Annotated in this window: 8 protein-coding genes; 4 read left to right on the top strand and 4 right to left on the bottom strand. The window is 60.1% G+C overall.

The window, feature by feature from the left end:
• Positions 1-348: 348 nt before the first annotated feature.
• Positions 349-4236, top strand: coding sequence for a dermonecrotic toxin domain-containing protein (locus tag AC1DVE_RS12130; RefSeq protein WP_223460935.1), 3888 nt, complete (start codon positions 349-351; stop codon positions 4234-4236).
• A 51-nt stretch (positions 4237-4287) separates the two neighbouring features.
• Here AC1DVE_RS12130 and AC1DVE_RS12125 read toward each other — a convergent pair whose 3' ends face one another.
• Both AC1DVE_RS12125 and AC1DVE_RS12120 read right to left on the bottom strand, forming a co-directional pair.
• A complete protein-coding gene (locus AC1DVE_RS12125) occupies positions 4288-4782 on the bottom strand; it encodes a DUF934 domain-containing protein (RefSeq protein ID WP_150723618.1) in 495 nt (164 codons plus the stop codon).
• On the bottom strand, positions 4766-6424 hold the full coding sequence (locus AC1DVE_RS12120) for a nitrite/sulfite reductase (protein ID WP_008050678.1): 1659 nt from the start codon (positions 6422-6424) through the stop codon (positions 4766-4768). The genes AC1DVE_RS12125 and AC1DVE_RS12120 overlap by 17 nt, the downstream gene beginning before the upstream one ends.
• Before the next feature lie 524 nt (positions 6425-6948).
• Here AC1DVE_RS12120 and AC1DVE_RS12115 point away from each other — a divergent pair.
• On the top strand, positions 6949-8034 hold the full coding sequence (locus AC1DVE_RS12115) for an ABC transporter substrate-binding protein (RefSeq protein WP_223460937.1): 1086 nt from the start codon (positions 6949-6951) through the stop codon (positions 8032-8034).
• 6 nt (positions 8035-8040) lie between these two features.
• Here AC1DVE_RS12115 and AC1DVE_RS12110 read toward each other — a convergent pair whose 3' ends face one another.
• Entirely contained in the window at positions 8041-8259 is a 219-nt protein-coding gene (locus AC1DVE_RS12110) for a DUF2970 domain-containing protein (RefSeq protein ID WP_223460938.1), read from the bottom strand.
• 263 nt (positions 8260-8522) lie between these two features.
• Between AC1DVE_RS12110 and AC1DVE_RS12105 the strand changes: the two genes are divergently transcribed.
• Complete coding sequence (locus AC1DVE_RS12105; RefSeq protein ID WP_223534099.1) at positions 8523-15089, top strand: NEL-type E3 ubiquitin ligase domain-containing protein; 6567 nt, start codon at positions 8523-8525, stop codon at positions 15087-15089.
• A 145-nt stretch (positions 15090-15234) separates the two neighbouring features.
• Here AC1DVE_RS12105 and metH read toward each other — a convergent pair whose 3' ends face one another.
• The gene (metH, locus tag AC1DVE_RS12100) at positions 15235-18945 is read right to left on the bottom strand and encodes a methionine synthase (protein WP_223460942.1); all 3711 of its coding nucleotides are present in this window, start codon (positions 18943-18945) and stop codon (positions 15235-15237) included.
• Positions 18946-19101: 156 nt separating this feature from the next.
• Here metH and AC1DVE_RS12095 point away from each other — a divergent pair, with 156 nt between their 5' ends.
• Entirely contained in the window at positions 19102-21399 is a 2298-nt protein-coding gene (locus AC1DVE_RS12095; protein ID WP_223532078.1) for a fatty acid cis/trans isomerase, read from the top strand.
• Positions 21400-21406 lie beyond the last annotated feature (7 nt).

Raw genomic sequence — 21406 nt, 5'->3', positions numbered from 1 at the left:
GAGTAAAGAAGTCGCCCAGAAAGTGGCATGTAACACCCGTCGTTGGTGGGACAACAGTCGATGGGCCTTGAATTGGGTGCTTAATCTCGCGTGGTTTGATCGCTTGGGACTTCCACGTCTCTCCTGACCTCAATCCCTCGAACCGCCCGGTGCGGACCCGCATGCCGGGTGGTGTGGCAGGGGTACGGTCTATGAAGGCCGTCCCCTATGCCGATTGCCTGCTAATGCTTGCCCGATGTCCTCCACGGCCCGGCGAAATCTCTGTCGGCAGCAGGCGACCGTTCCTGCTTTCGGCAACGCCGTGGCTGGTTATGTTGGTGTTCCAAAAACAGTTGCCATGGAATGCACATGATTGACCATCAGACACCGCTTCATTCCGAACCTGAGCCGTTGCGCGAAACACTGAAATCTGTGGTGAGCGCGGCTTTACCGCAGTCTCCCGAGCAGTTCAGTGCGCAGTTGATCAAGGAAAAATGGGGGCAAGACATCGACCCGCAAAACGCCCTGTTGGTCACCCTGGATTACCGCTACCGCGGGCACCCGCCGCAGGACGGCATCGAGCAAGGCCAGGTGGCAAGCACACAAACCCTGGTGCAGGCGTTGCTGGCGAACTACCAGACCGTCGGTGACGGGCGTTTTGCCGAAAGCATATTGGGCTTGTTCACACCGCCTGATGTCGGCCCGTCCATTCGCATCGTGGAGCATGTCGATGAATTCGCCGACCACGGCAATGGCAATCACCATACCTATGAAGGTATCTATCGCCAGACCACGCCCCAGGTGTATGGGCCGGCAACGCAAATTGACCTCAGGCCAGCGGCGTTCAAACAGTGGGTGTGGGAACTGGATCTGCAAACCCTCTATCAGGCTTACCTGGATCGCGCCTGGCCCTCCGATAAACGAATCGTCCAGGCGCAGCCTTACGACCTGAGAACCTCGGCCAAGGCCGCCTTTATCATGAGCGCCTGCCTGCAACATCAGGAGGGCAGTTTGAGTCAGGAAGGCCTGGCCCTGGCCATGCAGGCCGCCGGATTGCCAACGGAGCAGGCCTGGAGTGCGTTGACCATCGATCAGGTGCAGGCGCCCACTCGCGTCAGTGCGCCGATCGAAGTCGGTCGGCTGACGATCTATCGTTACACCTCGGACGATATCTGGTGTTACCGCCACCGTCACAGCGGCCGGGTCTTGTTGAATATTCCCGGTAACTCCTCACCCTTGCATGAATTCGCCGACTTGCAGCACCTGCGCCAATGGATCGTGGCCCAAGGCAGGGTTGCCGCCACACGGCAAGCGCTGGTCGCGCATTTTGCCGAGGACGATCGTGAAGACGGCACCTTCCATGCGGGCGTGTTGACGGCGTTGGAGGGCATGGCGGTTTACCCGAAGGAACACTGGCTGAAAAAGAACGCGGGGTTCTTCAACAACGACGGTTTCTGGGACCCGCAGGACTACATCGACCTTGAGCGTGCGCCGACCGACACCGATCCCTTCGCGCAGCTGGTGCTGACCATGAAGCAGGCCTCCATGGCCAGCGTCAAAACCATCCGTGACGATGCCCAGGTCAATCGCGACAACCTGAGCGCGGTGGTGGAACCGCTTGTGCAGTGGATCAATCGGCTGGGGCCTTTGGCATTGTTCATTCCAGGAGGTGAGGGCGTCCTGGTGCTGGCCGGGCTGATCGACGCCGGTTATGGCCTCGATCAGGCCATCAACGGTAAAACACCGGAGCAGCGCTCCGAGGGCGTGACGCGCACGGTGTTCGGCTTGCTCAATGCGCTCCCGTTGGCCGGGGCGGTGGCGGTACTCAAGGGCGAAGAAAAAATCGCCGGAACGCTGCACGAGCCGGGGGAGCCCGGGAACGAGCCGCATCCCGGAGCGCCGGCCGAGCCCACACCCGGATCGGTTTCGGCACCGGTGTCGACACGTGTGGAGTTGATGCGTGGCGTTTGCGCACCGCTTGCTGCCTTCAGTGATGAGATATTGGCGCAGATCGCCCGGATCAGTACGGTCGACGACGATATGCTGCGTCTGATGCAGATCGGCCGCGCGCCGACGCCGTCGCTTGCCGACACCATCACTCGCTTCAAGCTCGATCAGGAACTCGAGGCCGTCGCCGATCCGCAAGCACGGGCCGGACTGTTCAATGCCCGCTATCAGGCGCTCCAACACTCGGACCAGGATTGGATTCGCCTGTTTCAGCGCGAATACCAGGGTTTGCCGAAAGGTGCCGTAGAGCAGATCCTCGACCGTTCGGGGGTCGACATCGATCGGCCCGTCGATGCTGACGAGGCGCTGCAACTGTTCAAGCGCCTGGACAACAAGGCACGCGAGTATCAGCAACATGTACGACTCAACCGGGCCTATGAGGGGCTGTACTTGCGTTCGGTCAGCCATCCCGATTCCGATGTGCTGGCGTTGCATTCCCTGGAGCGCCTGCCCGGTTGGCCGAAAGGCTTGCGCATCGAAGTGCTCGACGGGTCAATCAGTGGCCGGGGCCTGGACCGTTGCGGCCCGCTCGATTCGGTGGATTGCCGGCGCTTGATCAAGGTCGGTGATCGCTATCGGTATGCCACGGTGGCGGCTACCGACGGCGAGGGTTCGGATCTGTTTGCCGCGCTGGTCGATCTATTGTCAGGGGAGGAACGCGCGGCGATGTCGCTAAACTCGCCCGACACGGCCAGCCAGTTGCGCCTGCGTATTGGCGGGCACGCCTTGTCCCGCTCCGAACTGATACTCGGCCTGGATCGAATGGATTCGCGGTTGCCCTTCGACGCCAGGGGATTGCGCGGCGGCGGCTTTCCGAACACGCCACAGGCCGCAGCGCTGACTCACGGAGTCATGCGTCTGCAGGTCAAGGATCTGTATCCGGATTTCACCGAGGCCCAGGCGGATGAGTTGCTTATTAACGCGGGTGCCGGGGCGCAAGCGCTGGTGGATCGCCTGATTCTCGAGATGCAGCAATTGCATGCCGATCTGCGCCACTGGGTCGACCAGGCCGTGCTGGATGTCGATGACATGGACGTGGATTTTCTCGCTGTGGGCGATGATGATGCCGCGGGCATGAGTCCTCAGCAGGTGGCGGCGTACAATGTCGAACTGCTGCAAACCGTGATCGATTACGAGCGTGAAACGCGAATTGAACTGGGCGACGAGCTGATGAGCATCTGGCAAAAATGCCCGCCCCAGAGCAATAGAGTCATGTCTGGCGAGGTGTTCTGCGGTTACAGGCTGGACCTGGGGTACGAGGACTTCCATCGCTTGCCGACAATGAGCATTCGCTTCAATGAAGTCGTCGAGCTATCGATGCAGGGGCTGCACCTTATCGAGCGCGAGAGCCTTAACGATTTTCTCGAAAGCTTTCCCAATCTGCACTCCCTGAACCTGGAGCGTGTCGACCTGCGTCGGCTCAATGCAGACGATGTGCTGGAGGGGGTATTGCCTGCACCGGTTCGGCAAATGACTCGACTCACAACGCTCAACCTGAGTTCAACCTTTCTTCAGCTTCAGGAGAACACGGCTTCGCAATTTCGTGATCTGGTGAGCTTGCAAGCGCTGGATCTGAGTGACAACCCTTTGACTGTCCCGCCCGTGGTATTGGGGTTGGATGAGTTGCGTGTATTGAACCTGAGAAACACCGGGATCAGCCATTGCCCGATTGGCATAGCCGATCAGCCGTACCTCACCTCGCTCGATTTACGTGGCAACCGGATCAGCCGTGTTCCCTACGCGATACTGAGTCAGGCGGTCTCCCGGGACCGGGTGAAACTGTGGGGTAATCCGCTGACGGATGAAGAGACGTTATTGCGCCTGGTCGATCATCGAGAGCGCACCGGTATCAATCTGTGGCTGAGTGAGCCGGGTGCCGATTACGGCAGTGCGACGCCCTGGCTGGAGGAGGGCGAAGAAAGCGTGCGCGAGGCGCGGCAACAGATCTGGCAACGATTGGCCGTCAAGCCATCGGGCAGTACGTTGCTCCGGGTCATGGACGGATTGCGCCTGACGGCGGATTTTAAGGTTGGCTATCGGTCGCTACAGGCACGCGTTTGGCGCTTGCTCCACGAGGCGGATACGTCAGAAGAGTTGTGGGGTTGGTTGCGTCAGTGCGTCGAAACGCGGATGGCCGATGCGCAGAATCCGTTCCGGTTGTTCGTGGTGCTGGAGGATCGAGTCCGGTTGTACCGCGATTGGGTCGCCATGGGGCGGCCGATGCCGCTGGCCGATTATCCGGTGTTTTAGCGGGCAGGGTAAAACGCCTTGAACCCCGGGCCGGGGTTCAAGGCGTGACGGTCAGCGGCGACGGAACAACGGTAGCGGTTCGTCGGTAGCTGCCTGATAGGACACCGAGAAGTCCTTGAGGCCTTCAAGGGCTTCGTGCGGGTCTTTGTCGGCGCGAATGGCGAACGCGTCGAAACCACAGCGATGCATGTAGAACAACTGGTCACGCAGCACGTCGCCAATGGCCCGCAATTCGCCCTTGAAACCGTAACGGTCACGCAGCAGGCGGGCGTTGGAGTAGTTGCGGCCATCGGTGAATGCCGGGAAGTTCAGGGCGATGACCTGGAACTGCGCCACGTCTTCACCGATTTCCTCGGCTTCTTCATCGGCGTCCAGCCAGATGCCCAGGCCGCCATCACGGGCCAGGAGCATGCGGCTGTGTTCGCGCCACAGCTGCAACGGCACGATGAGGTCGTCGCAGTTGCTGATCTCGTCGATGTTGAAATCCTTGGGCAGCAGGTGCCAGGTCTCGTCGACGACCTCGTTGTTCTTAATGATTCGCTGCATAGACACGCTCCTTGAAGAGGTCGATGCCAATACGCTGATAGGTGTCGATGAAGCGCTCGTCTTCGGTACGTTGTTCGATGTACACGTCGATCAGCTTTTCGATCACGTCAGGCATGGCTTCCTGGGCAAAGGACGGGCCGAGGATCTTGCCCAGGCTGGCGTCACGGCTGGCGCTGCCGCCGAGGGAAACCTGATAGAACTCTTCGCCTTTCTTGTCCACCCCGAGGATGCCGATGTGGCCGACGTGGTGGTGACCACAGGCGTTCATGCAACCGGAGATGTTCAGGTCCAGTTCGCCGATGTCGAACAGGTAGTCCAGGTCGTCGAAACGGCGCTGGATCGATTCGGCGATCGGGATCGACTTGGCGTTGGCCAGGGAGCAGAAGTCGCCGCCCGGGCAGCAGATGATGTCGGTCAGCAGGCCGATATTCGGCGTGGCGAAGCCTTGCTCGCGCAGCTCGCCCCACATGGCGAACAGTTTGTCCTGCTCGACGTCGGCCAGGATGATGTTCTGCTCGTGGGAGGTGCGCAGTTGACCGAAGCTGTAACGGTCGGCCAGATCGGCCACGGCGTCGAGCTGTTTGTCAGTGATGTCGCCCGGTGCAACGCCGGTAGGCTTCAGGGACAAGGTCACGGCCACATAGCCCGGCTTCTTGTGGGCCAGGGTATTGCGTACGCGCCAACGGGCGAAGCCCGGATGCTGCTGGTCGAGCTCGGCCAGGGCGGCGGCCTGGTTTTCCAGGGCCTTGTAGTCCGGGTCGACGAAATGCTTGGCGACGCGCTGCACTTCGGCTTCGGTCAGCGTGGTCTGGCCACCGCGAAGGTGCTCCATTTCCGCATCGACTTTCTGCGCGAAGACTTCAGGCGTCAGCGCTTTGACCAGGATCTTGATCCGCGCCTTGTACTTGTTGTCGCGACGGCCATAGCGGTTGTAGACCCGCAGGATGGCGTCGAGGTAGCTCAACAGGTCTTGCCACGGCAGGAATTCATTGATGAATGCACCGACCACCGGCGTACGGCCCAGGCCACCGCCGACCAGGACACGGAAGCCCAGTTCGCCAGCGGCGTTGTGCACCGGCTCAAGGCCGATGTCATGGACTTCGATGGCGGCGCGGTCGGAAGTCGAACCGTTGACGGCGATCTTGAATTTGCGCGGCAGGTAGGCGAATTCCGGGTGGAACGTGGTCCACTGGCGGACGATCTCGCACCATGGGCGCGGGTCGATCAGCTCGTCGGCGGCGACACCGGCAAACTGGTCGGTGGTGACGTTGCGCAGGCAGTTGCCGCTGGTCTGGATCGCGTGCATCTGCACGGTGGCCAGCTCAGCGAGAATGTCCGGAATGTCTTCCACGGCCGGCCAGTTGAACTGCACGTTCTGCCGGGTACTGATGTGGGCGTAGCCCTTGTCGTAGTCGCGGGCAATTTTGGCCATCATTCGCATCTGGCGCGAAGTCAGTTGGCCGTAAGGCACGGCGACTCGCAACATCGGCGCGAAACGCTGGATATAAAGACCATTTTGCAGGCGCAGGGGGCGGAATTCTTCTTCGCTCAGCTCGCCTGCCAGATAGCGTCGGGTCTGATCACGGAACTGCTTGACGCGGTCCTCGATGATCCGCTGATCGTATTCGTCGTATACGTACATATAAGTCCTGTTCTCAGGCTTGGGCCGGTCGGAAACAGCGGCGTTTTTTTGGCTTGCTGGCGTCCGATAAAACCTCGGCAATTCTGCGCGCACGGCCGCGCACTCCCTACGGAGCCGGGGCAAGATACCAGTTTGCGTTTATGCGTAAAAGTGATGTTTGAGCATATGTAAAGAACCAAATCGCCTAATGAGAATCGTTGTTGCAAAGACCCTGTTTGTGATGCGGGCAATCGTCGTCTTTACTCTGCTCGAGTCTTTATGCAATCACCGATAAAACCGACAAGAGGCGATGCAATGAGCAACCCAACCAAAGCACGGAAAAGCGATAGCACCGTTGATGCATGGGCAATTTTGTTCCTGATCATTCTGGTCGTGGGGACGGCGGTTTTCTGGGTCAGTCATCAGTAAGCGACCCCGTCCGGGCCCGGTTCCGACGATTGTCTGACAAAAACCGGAAAAGTCGCCGTTTTACGGACGTTCGCTGGCTATAATGCACCGCGAATTTCCGGGGGCTCGGACGACCAATGTTGAAGTTTCTGTGTGGCGTATTACTGGCGCTTGGCATGGTCGTGGGACCCTGTGCCCAGGCGGCGTCAGTGCTGTTCCTGAACCCGGGAACCCCCACGGAAGCTTTTTGGGTGAGTTACTCGCAGTTCATGCAGGCCGCGGCGACCGACCTGGGGATGGACTTGCGCATCCAGTATTCCGACCGCGTCTCCGAAAACACCCTCCGCCAGGCTCGCGAAGCCCTTCAGGGCTACCATCGTCCCGACTACCTGGTCTTCGTCAACGAGCAATACATCGCCCCCGAAATCCTGCGGCTGGCCAAAGACAGTGGTGTGAAGCTGTTCATGGTCAACAATGCCCTGACCCCGGATCAGACGAAACTGATCGGTGCCCAACCTGACAAGTACCCCGATTTGCTCGGCAGCCTGGTGCCCAATGACGAGGAGGGCGGCTACCTGATGCTCAAGGAACTGATCCGACAGCACGGCCCGGTGGCCCCCGGCCAGACCATCGATTTGCTGGCTTTTTCCGGTTTGAAGATCACCCCGTCCGCGCAGTTTCGCGAGAAGGGCTTGCGGCGCGCCTTGGCCGAGCATCCGGAAGTGCGTTTGCGGCAGTTGGTGTACGGCGGCTGGACCCGGCAGCGTGCCTATGAGCAGGCCCGGTTGTTGTTCAAGCGCTACCCGCAGACGTCGCTGGTCTGGGCCGCGAATGACGAAATGGCGTTCGGTGTGATGCAGGCGTATGTCGAAGCGGGAGGTGTGCCAGGCAAAGGCGCGTTGTTCGGCGCGATCAACACTTCACCCGCCGCGTTGCAGGCACTGCTGGACCATCGCCTGAGTGTCTTGCTGGGCGGGCACTTCAGTCTGGGTGGTTGGGCGCTGGTGCAATTGCATGATTACGATGAAGGCGTGGACTTCAGTCAGTACGGCGGCCGTGACCAACAGATTCGGTCGTTGCAACTGATCGATCGGACACAGGCCAAACGACTGCTGGCGATGGGCACGGCGCAGGACTTCGGCGTGGACTTTCACAAACTCTCGGCCAAGGGACGTCCCGCGTCCTGGCGTTACCCGTTCACCCTGCAAACCCTGATGCACTGAGTCGCATCAAACCCCGGCCAGAAGCAGCACCAGCTTGACGATGCCGAACAGCATCAATGCAAACACCGCCGTGAACACAATCCCCAGAATCACGAAATGACTCGGCTTGCCGTGAGTGAAATCACGGGCCCGGTTCTTCCCGCTCTGCACCCCGAACGCCGCTGCCATGATGCTGTGCAGCATTTGCCAGAAGGTCGGTGGTTTGTTGTTGGCCGGATCGTCCATAAATCCCTCGCCTGAAGGTTAGTCCTCACAGCATAGCCAATCTGCCGATTCGTGCCGTGGCTGACTGAAACGCGTTGTCTCGCCTTTTTGAACTTGCGGTAACTATGTACCGCAGGTGTCCAGGCCTGGGGTGGTGTTCTGTCGCTCCATTTACCAGGAGAGACAGTATGAGTATTTCATCTCGCACTTCGCCCCCGACGTCGAAGGTGCAGTCGCCTATCGAAGGTTCAGAGTCGAAGCCGTTGCTGCCAGGGAAAAGCAGCATGCACAGTGAATCGCTTGAACGCATGACCCCCGACTGGTTGATCAACGCGACCTCCACAAGGCGCGCCGCAATCAAAGATAGCGCAACACGCCTGCCTGACTGGTACGTGCATGCATCCGGCGCGCAACAGCAGGCACTGAGGGCAAGTTTCAACGCCAGTTTTATTTCGCAGACCCGGCTGGACCAGACAATGTCCGCGCTGCACGACGCCGAAACATTCTCCGGGCCGATATTGGCCAAGGCTCTCAAGGACAGGTTCTCGATCGACGTCGACGTCAACAAGACCTGGGTGTGCTTGCGGCGCCCCCTGGAGGCTGGCGTGTTCGATATCGAAATCTCGTCTTTCGAGGTGTTGAAGCTTTCCTTGCTCCAGGCGGGATTGCACAACTTCGAGGCCTCGGAGTGTGAAGAAGGGGCCTTTCACCGTGGTTCAGGGTTCGTCGTCGAAACGCCGACCCCCGGTACGTTCAAGGATGTTGCGCTGGGCATGACGGTCAGGCAGTTCTTGTCGCTGTGCCGATCGCTGGACATCGGAGCGCAGTATCAAACCTTCGTGAGCGGTTTTTTCCAGCCAGCCGATACGCGGGCGGAAGCCAACCTGCGCGAGCAATTCATCGACAGCCAGAAAACCGCAATGAGGGCCGCAGCCGACCTGGCGTTGTTGAAAAAGGACATCGAACCGCAAGATTACACGATGATCCTTTCGATCATTGGCGGGGAAGTCCATCCCCGGATGGGCGACAGACAGGTCTGGTTTCGCGATCTCATCCTGATGAAGCGTCGGATGACCGGCTGCGTGGTGTTCAGCATCAGCGAGCAGTATCGCTACACCAGCGATTTCATCGTCTACATCCCCCATGATCCCGAACATCCGCTCAAGCGCTACACCTCGGCGCAGCTGCGTGACGAATTCAAGCGCCAGTTCACGGCCGGCAATTCACGGTCTGCAAGCGATGGCAGGCCGACCGCACACCAGCGCTTTTTCAGTCAGTTCGTGGCTTACGCCGACCGCCCTTACTACTTCAGCCAGTTCACCCGCAAGGCCGCGGATTCTCCGAGCGATCCGTTGCACTCCATCTGGGTCAAGGTCGCCCGGTACATTCCTCCGATCTCCACGTTCGTCGGTATCAAGGAGCTGCCCCCTGAAGCCCAGGGCAAGCGCGAACCGGTGGAAGATCCTTACCTCGACCCAATGGGTACGACGCGTAATGGCGTAGCCGGAATCTGGTCTGCCAACACCGATCTGTGGACTTATCTCTACGAGCAAAACTGCGCCAAGGTCATCGCCGATGCGCGCAGCCATGCCGTCCCGACTGCTGAGGTCGATGCGAAGGTTCGGGCGGCAAAGCTCAATCACCTGCTGGAAATCGGCATGCTGGGCTTGAACATGGTGTCGATGTTCGTACCGGTGCTGGGCGAGATCATGCTGACGGTAATGGCCGGGCAATTGCTGTACGAATCGTTCGAAGGGGTTATCGAATGGAGTGAGGGGGATCGCGTTGCTGCCAAGGCGCACCTGATCGATGTGGCAGAAAACCTGGCGTTGATCGCGGCGATGGCCGGGGCCGGCAAGGTGCTCGGCAAGATCGCGCCGGTTGCACCGGAGCCCGTGATCGAAGGGCTGGACGCCATCAAGCACCCCGATGGCGCGACACGGCTGTGGAAACCCGACCTGAAGGCCTATGAGTGCAACGTTGAACTGGGCGATGACATCGCCCCCAATGCTTTGGGCCAGTTTCGTGCGAACCGCAAGACTTACATCCGCCAGGCGAGCAAGGTGTATGAGATCACCTTTGATTCCTCGCTGAAGAAATGGCGCATCAAGCATCCGTCCGATGTCAGGGCCTGGCGGCCGATTCTCGAACACAACGGCCACGGTGCCTGGCGCCATACGCTGGAGCGTCCTCTTGAGTGGGATCGCCTGACCTTGTTGCGGCGCATGGGCCATGCGACCGAGGCCCTGACTGACGAACAACTGCTTACCATCGCCGATGCCAGCGGTACCCATGACAATGCCTTGCGCAAGATGCACCTCGATCGCCTGCCTCCACCTCCCGGGCTGGCTGAGTTGTTGGCGGCGTTCGAGGCTGGCCCGGGGAACACCGAGGTGGTCAAGGGGCCGGTGGCGATGCTGCAGCGAGCTTGCCCGGGGCTGAGTGAATCGGCTGCCAACAGGGTGTTGCTCGATGCCAATGCCGAGGAGCTGGAACGGTGGCAAACGACGCGGCGGATTCCCTTGAACATGCTTGAAGAGGGCCGCTGGTATGCACGGCAAGGGCGCGTCAACCAGGCCTTTGCCGGGTTGCTTCTGGAGCGTATGGCATCGGCGGACAGCCGATGGCTCGCCCTGCATTCCCTGGAAAAGCTGCCGGGCTGGTCCGACGGCGTGCGCCTGGAAGTGCGCGACGGTCACGTCGAGGGGCCGCTGATCGATGGCATTGGCAGTCAGGCTGCCGACACGCGCAAATATGTGGTCAAGAAAGGGCCGGCTTACCAGGCGTTCGATGAGCGCGGCGAGGAACTCAACGGTATCCCCCGAAGCAGTGACAATTTTTACCCGTCGATCATGCACGCCTTGCCCGACTCGGCGCGCCAGGCGCTGGGTGTTCCCCATGTGGCTCAGGGCGGCCAGTTGCGTATGGCAATCATCGATTATGCCGTCACCCATCGTGGCGAGCTGGCGAAAGGCCTGGAGACACACACCGGCAAGAAGGCGACGTTCAAGCCTCCGGTTCGGGTCAATGAACGGTTGGTGGGGTACTACGCCAGCGGGCGCGGGCAAGGGATCAATCCTTCGCTGGCGATACGGGTTCGGAATGTTTATCCGGCGCTGACCGACCAGCAGGCCAACGGATTTGTCCTGGCGCAGTTGCGGGCAGGAAAAACCGACGCGCAGATTTACGGTTTGTTGCAGACCCGCCTGCGGGAGTGGGAGACGCTTGAAGCGACGCTCGATCAATGGGTTGGCGAGCCATCGCCGAGCTCTGCCCTGGAGCGCATGCTGGGCGGTAAGGCCTCGGTCGCGCAGAGTCTCAAGGATAGCTGGCGCAACTCGCCGTTGGCCGCAGAGCAGGCGCGCTTCACATTGCTTGACCTGACCTGTGACGAAGCGCTTCCTTCGTTGTCGGCGGATTTCTCCCATGTGCGTGATCTGTACGTGCGGGGCAGGTGCATCACCGACGCCAATGCCGATGCGCTGTTGGTCAATTTTCCCAGGTTGAAAAGACTGCGGATCAACGCCACGGGCAACCAGTTCAGCAATGTGCCCGAGGCCATCGGCACGATGCCGGAGCTCACCGATCTGAGCCTGTATTCAGCTGCTCCCTACGCCGTCGACATGCCGTCGAGGCTGAGCGCGCTGACCAGGCTTGAGGACCTCACTGTCTATTGTTCGGGGTTCACGCCGATTGCGCTGGATGTCAGCCAATTGCGCAATCTGCGCCGGCTGGATGTGCTGGCACTTCCGATGTTTGAATGGCCCGCCGGGATTCTTGAACTGCCGCGCCTTGAGCGATTGAACCTCAAGGGCACCGGAATCAGAACCTTGCCCGAGGGCATTTTCAATGGACATGAAAAGCTCTGGTCCGGGCTGTCGCTGGACTGGTCGAATGTCCTTCGTGAAAATTTCAGGCCAGCGTATGAGTACGCCAAAAGGCAATCCCCACACCTTGTTGATCTCGAGGAAATGGTCAGGGATTACAGCAAGGGTGAGTTGAGACGCCTTGGCGAGGGCATCAACGAGAATCACGAGGCCTTGTTCAATCGGTTTGTCGAGCAGTGGCAGGACGCCGAGGCGAGGTACGGGGCGATCGAAGCCTTGAGTGAGCAACACCATGTACTCAATCGCAACCTCAATGACTGGTCCTATCGTGCGCTTAAACTGCCAACCGCGATCAACGAAGTGACAGGTCGGACATTAGCGGCAAACTCCCTGAGAGCCTGCTGGCGCAACGGCGTATTCAAGCGTTACGGCGCTACAGCCAATGCCTCAGTGCTCGACTTGCCCAATCTGGGGCTGAGTAGTTTTCCCGAGCTGCCGGCCGGCGCTTTCCCAGAGGTGAAAACGCTATATTTGAGGGGGAGTAAAGCGCCTGCAGCACAGATTCGCGGTTTTATCAGCGGGTTTTCCGAACTTCAAACACTCGACTTGCGTAGTTGCGGCTTGACCGAAATCCCCATCGGCCCCAACGATCTCGGAAAATTGACTCAGCTGGATCTCTCCAGTAACGCGATTGTTGTCGATTCAGGGGTTCAGCAAGGTATTGATGGGTTGCAGAAACTCGAATATTTGGACCTGAGCAGCAATCCCGTGAACACCTTGGACGTCAGCGCAATGACTCGCCTCAAGGCCTTGAATCTGCGCGCGACAGAGCTGCGGGAGTGGCCGGCAGGTGCCCAGGACTTGCCGGAGTTGACCTGGCTGGATTTGCGCGACAGCAAGATTTCCGAGCTGCCGGTGGCTGTGCTGGAAAATGAGGTATTGCTCAAAACCAATCTCGGCGGTTCGCCCTTCACACCTCAGGCTGGCGCAATGCTCAAGACCGCCTGGCAGCGGATAGAAGTTGCCAGAGTGCTGCCGGAGGGTGCCCTGGAGCGGTTCGCCATGGAGCCGATACCGCTTGGTTTCCCGCCGTCCGATAGTGGGTTTTCCATTGCGCAGCATTTGCTGGCGCTGCCTGAGGTTGCGGCGGGAGACGGCGCCGAGGTTCTCACAAAGCGCCTGCAACGTTTGAAGCCGACACTGGCGGATGATGAAGCCTTGCAAGCGCTGGAACAGATGCGCGAGCGCGGGGCGACCGAGGTGCAAATCAGCGAGCGCCTTGCCGGTTGGGAACAGACCTTCGAAGCGCTTACGCGTCAGTTGAACGGCTGGATCTTTACCCGGGGAGTGCGCGGCACAGGCTGGATGACGTCCTCAAGCATTCGCAGGCTGGGCGCCTTGCGCATCCTCGAATGCTGGCGCGAAGGCCTGACCGGCGTGGAGGGTGTTGCCAATGCAGTATTGGATCTGAGCGGCCTGCAACTGGGCGATCTCCCAGAGATGTCGGCAACACTCGAGCACGTCGGCAGGTTGAACCTGACCGGTGTAAAACTGACCCGGACAGGCTCCGACGGGTTCCTCGCCGCCTTTACCCGGCTCAAGACCCTGGAACTCAATGGCAATGGACTGGAGGCAATACCCGAGCCGGTCCAGCACATGGGGATGCTCGAGCGGCTGGAACTGTCTTCGAATCGGCTGGACGATGCCGAGCACCTCTACGCCTCGTTGAGCAATCTGGAACGCCTGAAGTGGCTTGACCTGGGCTACAACGAACTGGATTCCTTCGATCTCGACGTTTTCGATGCTCTGGTGACACTCGATCTGCGCAATAACAATCTGACGCAATGGCCGGGCGGTGTGCTGGATGCCGCCCACCTCAGAGTCCTGAATCTGAGTGGTAACGACATCACATCGGTTCCGGCGCAGGCACTGGACGGCAATCACAACGTCCTGATGATCGGCATCGATCTGAGCGACAACAACCTGGCGCTTGAGAGCCTCGAACGCTTGAGGGCTTACCGTGACTCGGGAGCACGCGACACCGTGCTGGGGCTCTCGCGCGCTGAACTCGACGAGTTACTTGATGATGCTCACGACGAAGGCGACAGTGACAGCGTCGAGTCGGATGAAGAACTCCCTGACGTTGAGCCTGATTCCGCGCAAAAGACCCCATGGCTAGCCAATATGCCCCCGGAGGAACTGGCCGGTAAAAGCGAAATCTGGAATCGGCTGGCGGCCGAGCCGGACAATGCTGCGTTCTTTCATTTGCTCTCGCGATTGCAGGACACCCGGGAGTTTCGGGTGGCCAATGCCGACTTGACGCGACGGGTCTGGACAGTGATGGAAGCCGCGGCCAGCAACAGCGAGCTTCGGGAAGTCCTGTTCGCCAGTTCGAGTACCCATGGCACCTGCGTCGACGGGCGAATCCTCACGTTCAGCGGGCTGGAAAGCAAAGTGTTCACCCACAATGCCGTGCTCGACATTCCGCCTGGAGGCCTGAGTGTGAAGGGCGAAGCACTGCTGAAACTGTCCAGGCAGCTGTTTCGACTGGACAAGATCGATGATCTGGCGACCAAGGCCGCGGCTCATTCCGGCGAGGATGAGGCCGAGGTGCGCCTGGGCTATCGAATCGGCCTGACGGAGGGCTGGGATGACGGCCTGATCCTGCCGGGTCAGCCGAAACACATGACGTATGCCTCGGGCGTCACGCGGCAACAACTGGCGAACGCGCGCGTGGAAGTCGTCAATGCGGAGCGGTCCGACGGGTTTTTCGAAGACTTGATCCAGCGCGACTATTGGGTGGGTTATCTCAAGGAGAAATACCCTGAAGTGTTCAGGGCACTTGATGAGATGGAGAGCCAGGGAGGGGAAGATGATGGGGTTGAGAGCGCCGATGATGCCGCATTCATGAGTCAGCTTTTCGAACTGGCGGCGGCGCGCAACGCGAAGATGATCGAGTTGTCCCGCAAGGAGGTCTCGGAGCTGGCAGGTGAAGAACCGCAGCTCTGGACATCGACAGTCTGACGGCTGCCTTGACCGGCTCAGCCGCCGGATTACTACTGTAGGAGCGAGCTTGCTCGCGATGGACTCAAGAGCGCTGTGTTTAATCAGTAAACACGCGTTATCGTTAACGACCATCGCGAGCAAGCTCGCTCCCACAGTGGGTCACTCAGTTGTCGTAACCCAGATTCGGCGCCAGCCAGCGTTCGGTCACGCTCAACTCCTGGCCTTTACGCGAGGTGTAGCTCTGCACCTGGTCCTTGTCGATCTTGCCCACGGCAAAGTATTGCGCCTGCGGGTGAGCGAAGTACCAGCCGCTGACCGCTGCCGCCGGGAACATCGCGTAGTGCTCGGTGAGGAACACGCCGCTGCGGCCTGCGCGCATTTCCTGGGCCTCTGGATCGAGCAGGGCGAACAGCTGGGCTTTCTCGGTGTGGTCCGGGCAGGCTGGGTAGCCCGGTGCCGGACGGATACCGCTGTACTGTTCCTTGATCAGTGCCGCGTTATCCAGCGCTTCATCCTTGGCATAACCCCAGTAGTCTTTACGCACCTGCTGGTGCAGCCACTCGGCGCAGGCCTCGGCCAGGCGGTCGGCCAGGGCCTTGACCATGATCGAGTTGTAATCGTCGCCGGCGTCCTGGTAAGCCCTGGCCACTTCTTCGGCGCCGATCCCTGCGGTGGTGATGAATCCACCCACGTAGTCAGTCACTTCACTGCCCTTGGGCGCGACGAAGTCGGCCAGGGAGAAGTTCGGCTTGCCGTCGGTCTTGATGATCTGCTGGCGCAAGTGATGCAGCTTGGCCATTGGCTTGCCGTCATCGCCATAGAGCTCGATATCGTCGTCATGCACCTGGTTGGCTGGCCAGAAACCGAACACCGCACGGGCGCTGATCAGCTTCTCGTCGATCAGTTTGCTGAGCATTTCCCGGGCATCGTTGTACAGCGAGGTGGCAGCTTCGCCGACCACTTCGTCCTGGAGGATGCGCGGGAACTTGCCGGCCAGGTCCCAGGAGATGAAGAACGGCGTCCAGTCGATGTACTCGGCCAGAACGTTGAGGTCGATGTTGTCCAGCACCCGGCTGCCGGTGAAAGTCGGTTTGACCGGCGTGTAGCTCGCCCAGTCGAATTGCGGCTTCTTGGCGATGGCCGCGCCATAGCTCAGGCGCTCGGTGCGGGCGCTGCGGTTAGCGGTGCGCTCGCGAACCTCGATGTAATCCTGGCGGGTTTTCTCGACGAAACCGGCCTTGAGCTCCTTGGACAGCAACTGCGTCGCCACGCCCACGGCGCGGGAGGCGTCGGTGACGTAGATCACCGCATCGTTGCTGTACTTGGGCTCGATCTTCACTGCCGTGTGCGCCTTGGAGGTGGTGGCGCCACCGATCATCAACGGCAGGTGGAAGTCCTGGCGCTGCATTTCGCGGGCAACGTGGACCATCTCGTCCAGCGACGGGGTGATCAGGCCGGACAGGCCGATGATGTCGCACTTCTGTTCCTTGGCCACCTGGAGGATTTTCTCCGCCGGCACCATCACGCCGAGGTCGACGATGTCATAGCCGTTGCAGCCCAGCACCACGCCAACGATGTTCTTGCCGATGTCGTGCACGTCGCCTTTGACGGTCGCCATCAGGATCTTGCCCTTGGCTTGCGGCTTGTCGCCTTTTTCCAGTTCGATGAACGGGATCAAGTGGGCCACGGCCTGCTTCATCACGCGGGCGGATTTCACCACTTGCGGCAGGAACATTTTGCCGGCACCGAACAGGTCGCCGACGATGTTCATGCCGGCCATCAGCGGACCTTCGATCACTTCGATCGGGCGAGCGAAGGACTGGCGCGATTCTTCGGTGTCTTCGACGATGTGGGTGGTGATGCCCTTGACCAGTGCGTGCTCCAGACGCTTGTTGACGTCCCAGTTGCGCCACTCTTCGGTCTCGGCTTCCTTGACGCTGCCGTCGCCCTTGTACTTGTCGGCGATGGCGAGGAGGGCGTCGGTGCCTTCCGGGGTGCGGTTGAGGATCACGTCTTCCACGGCATCGCGCAGCTCCACCGGGATCTGGTCGTAGATCTCCAGTTGCCCGGCGTTGACGATACCCATGGTCAGGCCGGCGCGGATTGCGTATAGCAGGAACACCGAGTGAATTGCCTCGCGCACCGGGTTGTTGCCACGGAACGAGAACGACACGTTGGACACGCCACCGGAGGTCAGCGCATACGGCAGTTCGTCGCGGATGTAGGCACAGGCATTGATGAAATCGACGGCGTAGTTGTTGTGTTCTTCGATACCGGTGGCGACGGCGAAGATGTTCGGGTCGAAGATGATGTCTTCCGGCGGGAAGTCCACTTCGTTGACCAGAATGTCGTAGGAACGTTTGCAGATTTCTTTCTTGCGCGCTTCGGTGTCGGCCTGGCCGGCTTCGTCGAAGGCCATCACCACCACCGCGGCGCCGTAGCGCTTGCACAGCTTGGCGTGATGGATGAACTGCTCGACGCCTTCTTTCATGCTGATCGAGTTGACGATGCCCTTGCCCTGGATGCACTTGAGGCCGGCTTCGATCACTTCCCACTTGGAGGAGTCGATCATGATCGGTACGCGGGAGATGTCCGGTTCGCCGGCAATCAGATTGAGGAAGGTCACCATGGCCTTCTTCGAATCGAGCATCCCTTCGTCCATGTTGATGTCGATTACCTGGGCACCGGCTTCGACCTGCTGCAGGGCGACTTCCAGGGCTTCGGTGTAGTTGTCTTCGCGGATCAGGCGGGCGAACTTGGCGGAACCGGTGATGTTGGTGCGCTCGCCGACGTTGACGAACAGCGAGTTGCGATCGATGGTGAACGGCTCAAGGCCCGAGAGGCGGCAGGCTTTCGGAATGTCCGGAATTTCCCGCGGTGCATAACCGGCCACGGCCTTGGCGATGGCTTCGATGTGGCCCGGTGTGGTGCCGCAGCAGCCGCCGACGATGTTGAGGAAGCCGCTTTGGGCGAATTCTTCGATGACCTTGGCGGTTTCCGACGGCAATTCGTCGTACTCGCCGAACTCGTTCGGCAGGCCGGCGTTCGGGTGCGCGGAAACGTGGGTGTTGGCCTTGTTCGACAGCTCTTCGAGGTACGGGCGCAATTCGCGGGCGCCGAGGGCGCAGTTCAGGCCGACGGAAATCGGTTTGGCGTGGGCCACGGAGTTCCAGAAGGCTTCAGTGGTCTGGCCCGACAGCGTGCGGCCCGAGGCGTCGGTGATGGTGCCGGAAATCATGATCGGCAGCTCGATCCCCAGTTCCTCGAACACGCCTTGGACGGCGAAGATCGCCGCCTTGGCGTTGAGGGTGTCGAAAATGGTTTCGATCAGGATCAGATCGGCGCCGCCTTCGATCAGGCCTTTGGTGGACTCGGTGTAGTTTTCCACCAGTTCATCGAAGGTCACGTTGCGGTAGCCGGGGTTGTTCACGTCCGGTGACAACGAGCAGGTGCGGCTGGTCGGGCCGAGCACGCCGGCAACGAAGCGCGGCTTGTCCGGGGTTTCCAGGGTCTTGGCGTCGGCGACCTTGCGCGCCAGGCGTGCGCCTTCTACGTTTAACTCATACGCCAGGCCCTGCATGCCGTAGTCAGCCAGGGAGATCTGGGTGGCGTTGAAGGTGTTGGTTTCCAGAATGTCGGCGCCGGCGTCCAGGTAGGCTTTTTCAATGCCGCCAATCACGTCCGGGCGAGTCAGTACCAACAGGTCGTTGTTGCCTTTGACATCGCTTGGCCAGTCAGCGAAGCGTTTGCCACGGTAATCCTGCTCTTCGAGCTTGTAGCTCTGGATCATCGTGCCCATACCGCCATCGAGAATCAGGATGCGCTCTTTGAGGGCGTGCTTGAGAGCTTGAAGGCGTACGCTGCGATCGGACATTTGGACTACTCGGTAAGACCATGACGAAGGGCCGGGATGATAGCAAACCTGTGCGCTTTTAGAGCATGACTCGATTTTGCATGAATATCGTTCATGTTGGTAAGGATGACAGACCGGTAGAATCGCGGCGTTTTTTCAGGATTCAGGACCAGGGACATGTCGTATCGCTTCGTCATCAGCACATTGTTGTTGTTTTTAAGCTGGGGCGCTCTGGCGCAAAGTCCGGCGATTTCCTCTGCCATTTCATACAGCCGCGACATTCAACCGATCTTCACTGAAAAGTGCGTGGCCTGCCACGCCTGCAACGACGCCGCCTGTCAGCTCAACCTGGGCAGCGGCGAGGGCGCGGCACGGGGCGCGACGAAAATCCCGGTCTACGACGGTGACCGCCGCCAGGCCGTTGCGCCGACCCGACTGTTCTATGACGCCTCCGGCAAACAGGCCTGGCAGCAAAAAGGCTTTTATTCGGTACTCGATGCCCAGGGCAGCCAGGCTGCACTGATGGCGCGGATGCTGGAGCTTGGCCACAAAACTCCGTTGCAACCCAACGCGAAGCTGCCGGAGGACATCGTCCTGGGCCTGAACCGGGAAAACATGTGCGCCATGCCCGGGGAGTTCGACGGCTACGCCGCCAAGCATCCGAAGGAGGGTATGCCGCTGGCAGTGACCGGCCTGACCGACCAGCAGTACCAGACGCTGCAACGCTGGCTGGCGGCAGGCGCGCCGATCGATCAGCAGGCGCTGGCGCCCAGCGCCAAGGAAACCTTGGAGGTGGTGCAATGGGAAAACCTGCTCAATTCGCCGGGCGCCCGGGAAAGTCTGGTGGGGCGCTGGCTGTTCGAGCACTGGTTCCTCGCCCATCTCTACTTCAAGGATGGCGAGCCTGGGCATTTCTTCCAGTGGGTGCGTTCGCGCACGCCCACCGGCCAGCCGATTGACCTGATCAACACCCGTCGCCCGAACGATGATCCGGGCACGCAGTTCTACTATCGCTTGTGGCCGGTGCAGGGCGTGATCGTGCACAAGACCCACATCACCTATCCACTGAGTCCGGCGAAGCTGGCGCGGGTCAAGAGCCTGTTCTACAGCGGCAATTGGCAGGTCGACGCGTTGCCGGGCTATGGGCCACAGAGCCGGGCCAATCCGTTTGCCACCTTCGAAGCGATTCCGGCCCAGGCGCGCTATCAGTTCATGCTCGATAACGCCGAGTACTTCGTGCGTACCTTTATCCGTGGGCCGGTGTGTCGTGGTCAGATCGCCACGGACGTGATCCGCGATAATTTCTGGGCGCTGTTCCAGGCGCCCGAGCACGACCTGTATGTCACCGATCCGAACTATCGCGGGCAGGCCACGCCGTTGCTGGCGATGCCGGGGCAAAACGATGATGTCGGCAGCGTCCTCAGCCTGTGGCACGACTACCGCGACAAGCGTAATGAATACGAAGCCTTGCGCCGGGACAGCTATGCCGACGAACCTGCACCGAGCTGGTCGACCCTGTGGGCCGGTAACGACAATGCGCTGCTGAGTATCTTCCGCCATTTCGACAGTGCTTCGGTGACCAAAGGCCTGATCGGCGAGGTGCCGCAAACGATATGGCTGTTCGACTATCCGCTGCTGGAGCGCACCTACTATCAACTGGCGGTGAACTTCGATGTGTTCGGCAACGTGTCCCACCAAGCCCAGACGCGCTTGTATTTCGACCTGATCCGCAACGGCGCCGAGCAGAACTTCCTGCGCCTGATGCCTGCCGATTCCCGGGATGGCTACCTTGACGACTGGTATCAGAATAGTGGCAAATTCAAGATGTGGCTCGACTACGAGACCATCGATGACGACACGCCGACCGCGCTGAAACTCAACCCGGCTGATCCCAAGCGTGACTTTGCCAATCAGTTACTGGCCCGATACGGCGACCTCAATGCCAGGCCCGACCCGATCAATCGCTGCGACGGCGCTTACTGTTCGCGGCCGAACATCGACCCGGACCTGCAAAATGCCGAGCAGGCGCTGAGCCGCCTGACTTCGCGTCCGGCTGCCGGGCTGAAGGTCATCGATCAGTTGCCGGAAGCCACCCTGCTGCGTATCGAAACCAGCAGCGGCAAGCGTGAGGTCTATAGCCTGTTGCGTAACCGTGCCCACAGCAACGTGGCGTTTTTGCTCGGTGAATCACTGCGCTATCAGCCGGGACTCGACACCCTGACGATTTTCCCGGGTGTACTCAGTAGCTACCCGAACTTCATGTTCAACATCCCGGCCGGGCAAGTGCCGGAGTTTGTGGATGCGATGGAAAGCGCCAAGGACACCGACAGCTTCGAGAAAATCGTCGAACGTTGGGGAGTACGTCGCAGTCATCCGCAATTCTGGGCTTATTTCCATGACCTGAGTCGCTACATCCAGGAAAACGATCCGGTGGAAGAGGGCGTGCTGGACATGAACCGCTACGAGAACCTCTGAAATACCA

It is taken from the genome of Pseudomonas sp. P4_B4 (genome assembly GCF_056402255.1).
This window is presented reverse-complemented; position numbering and strand designations above follow the sequence as displayed.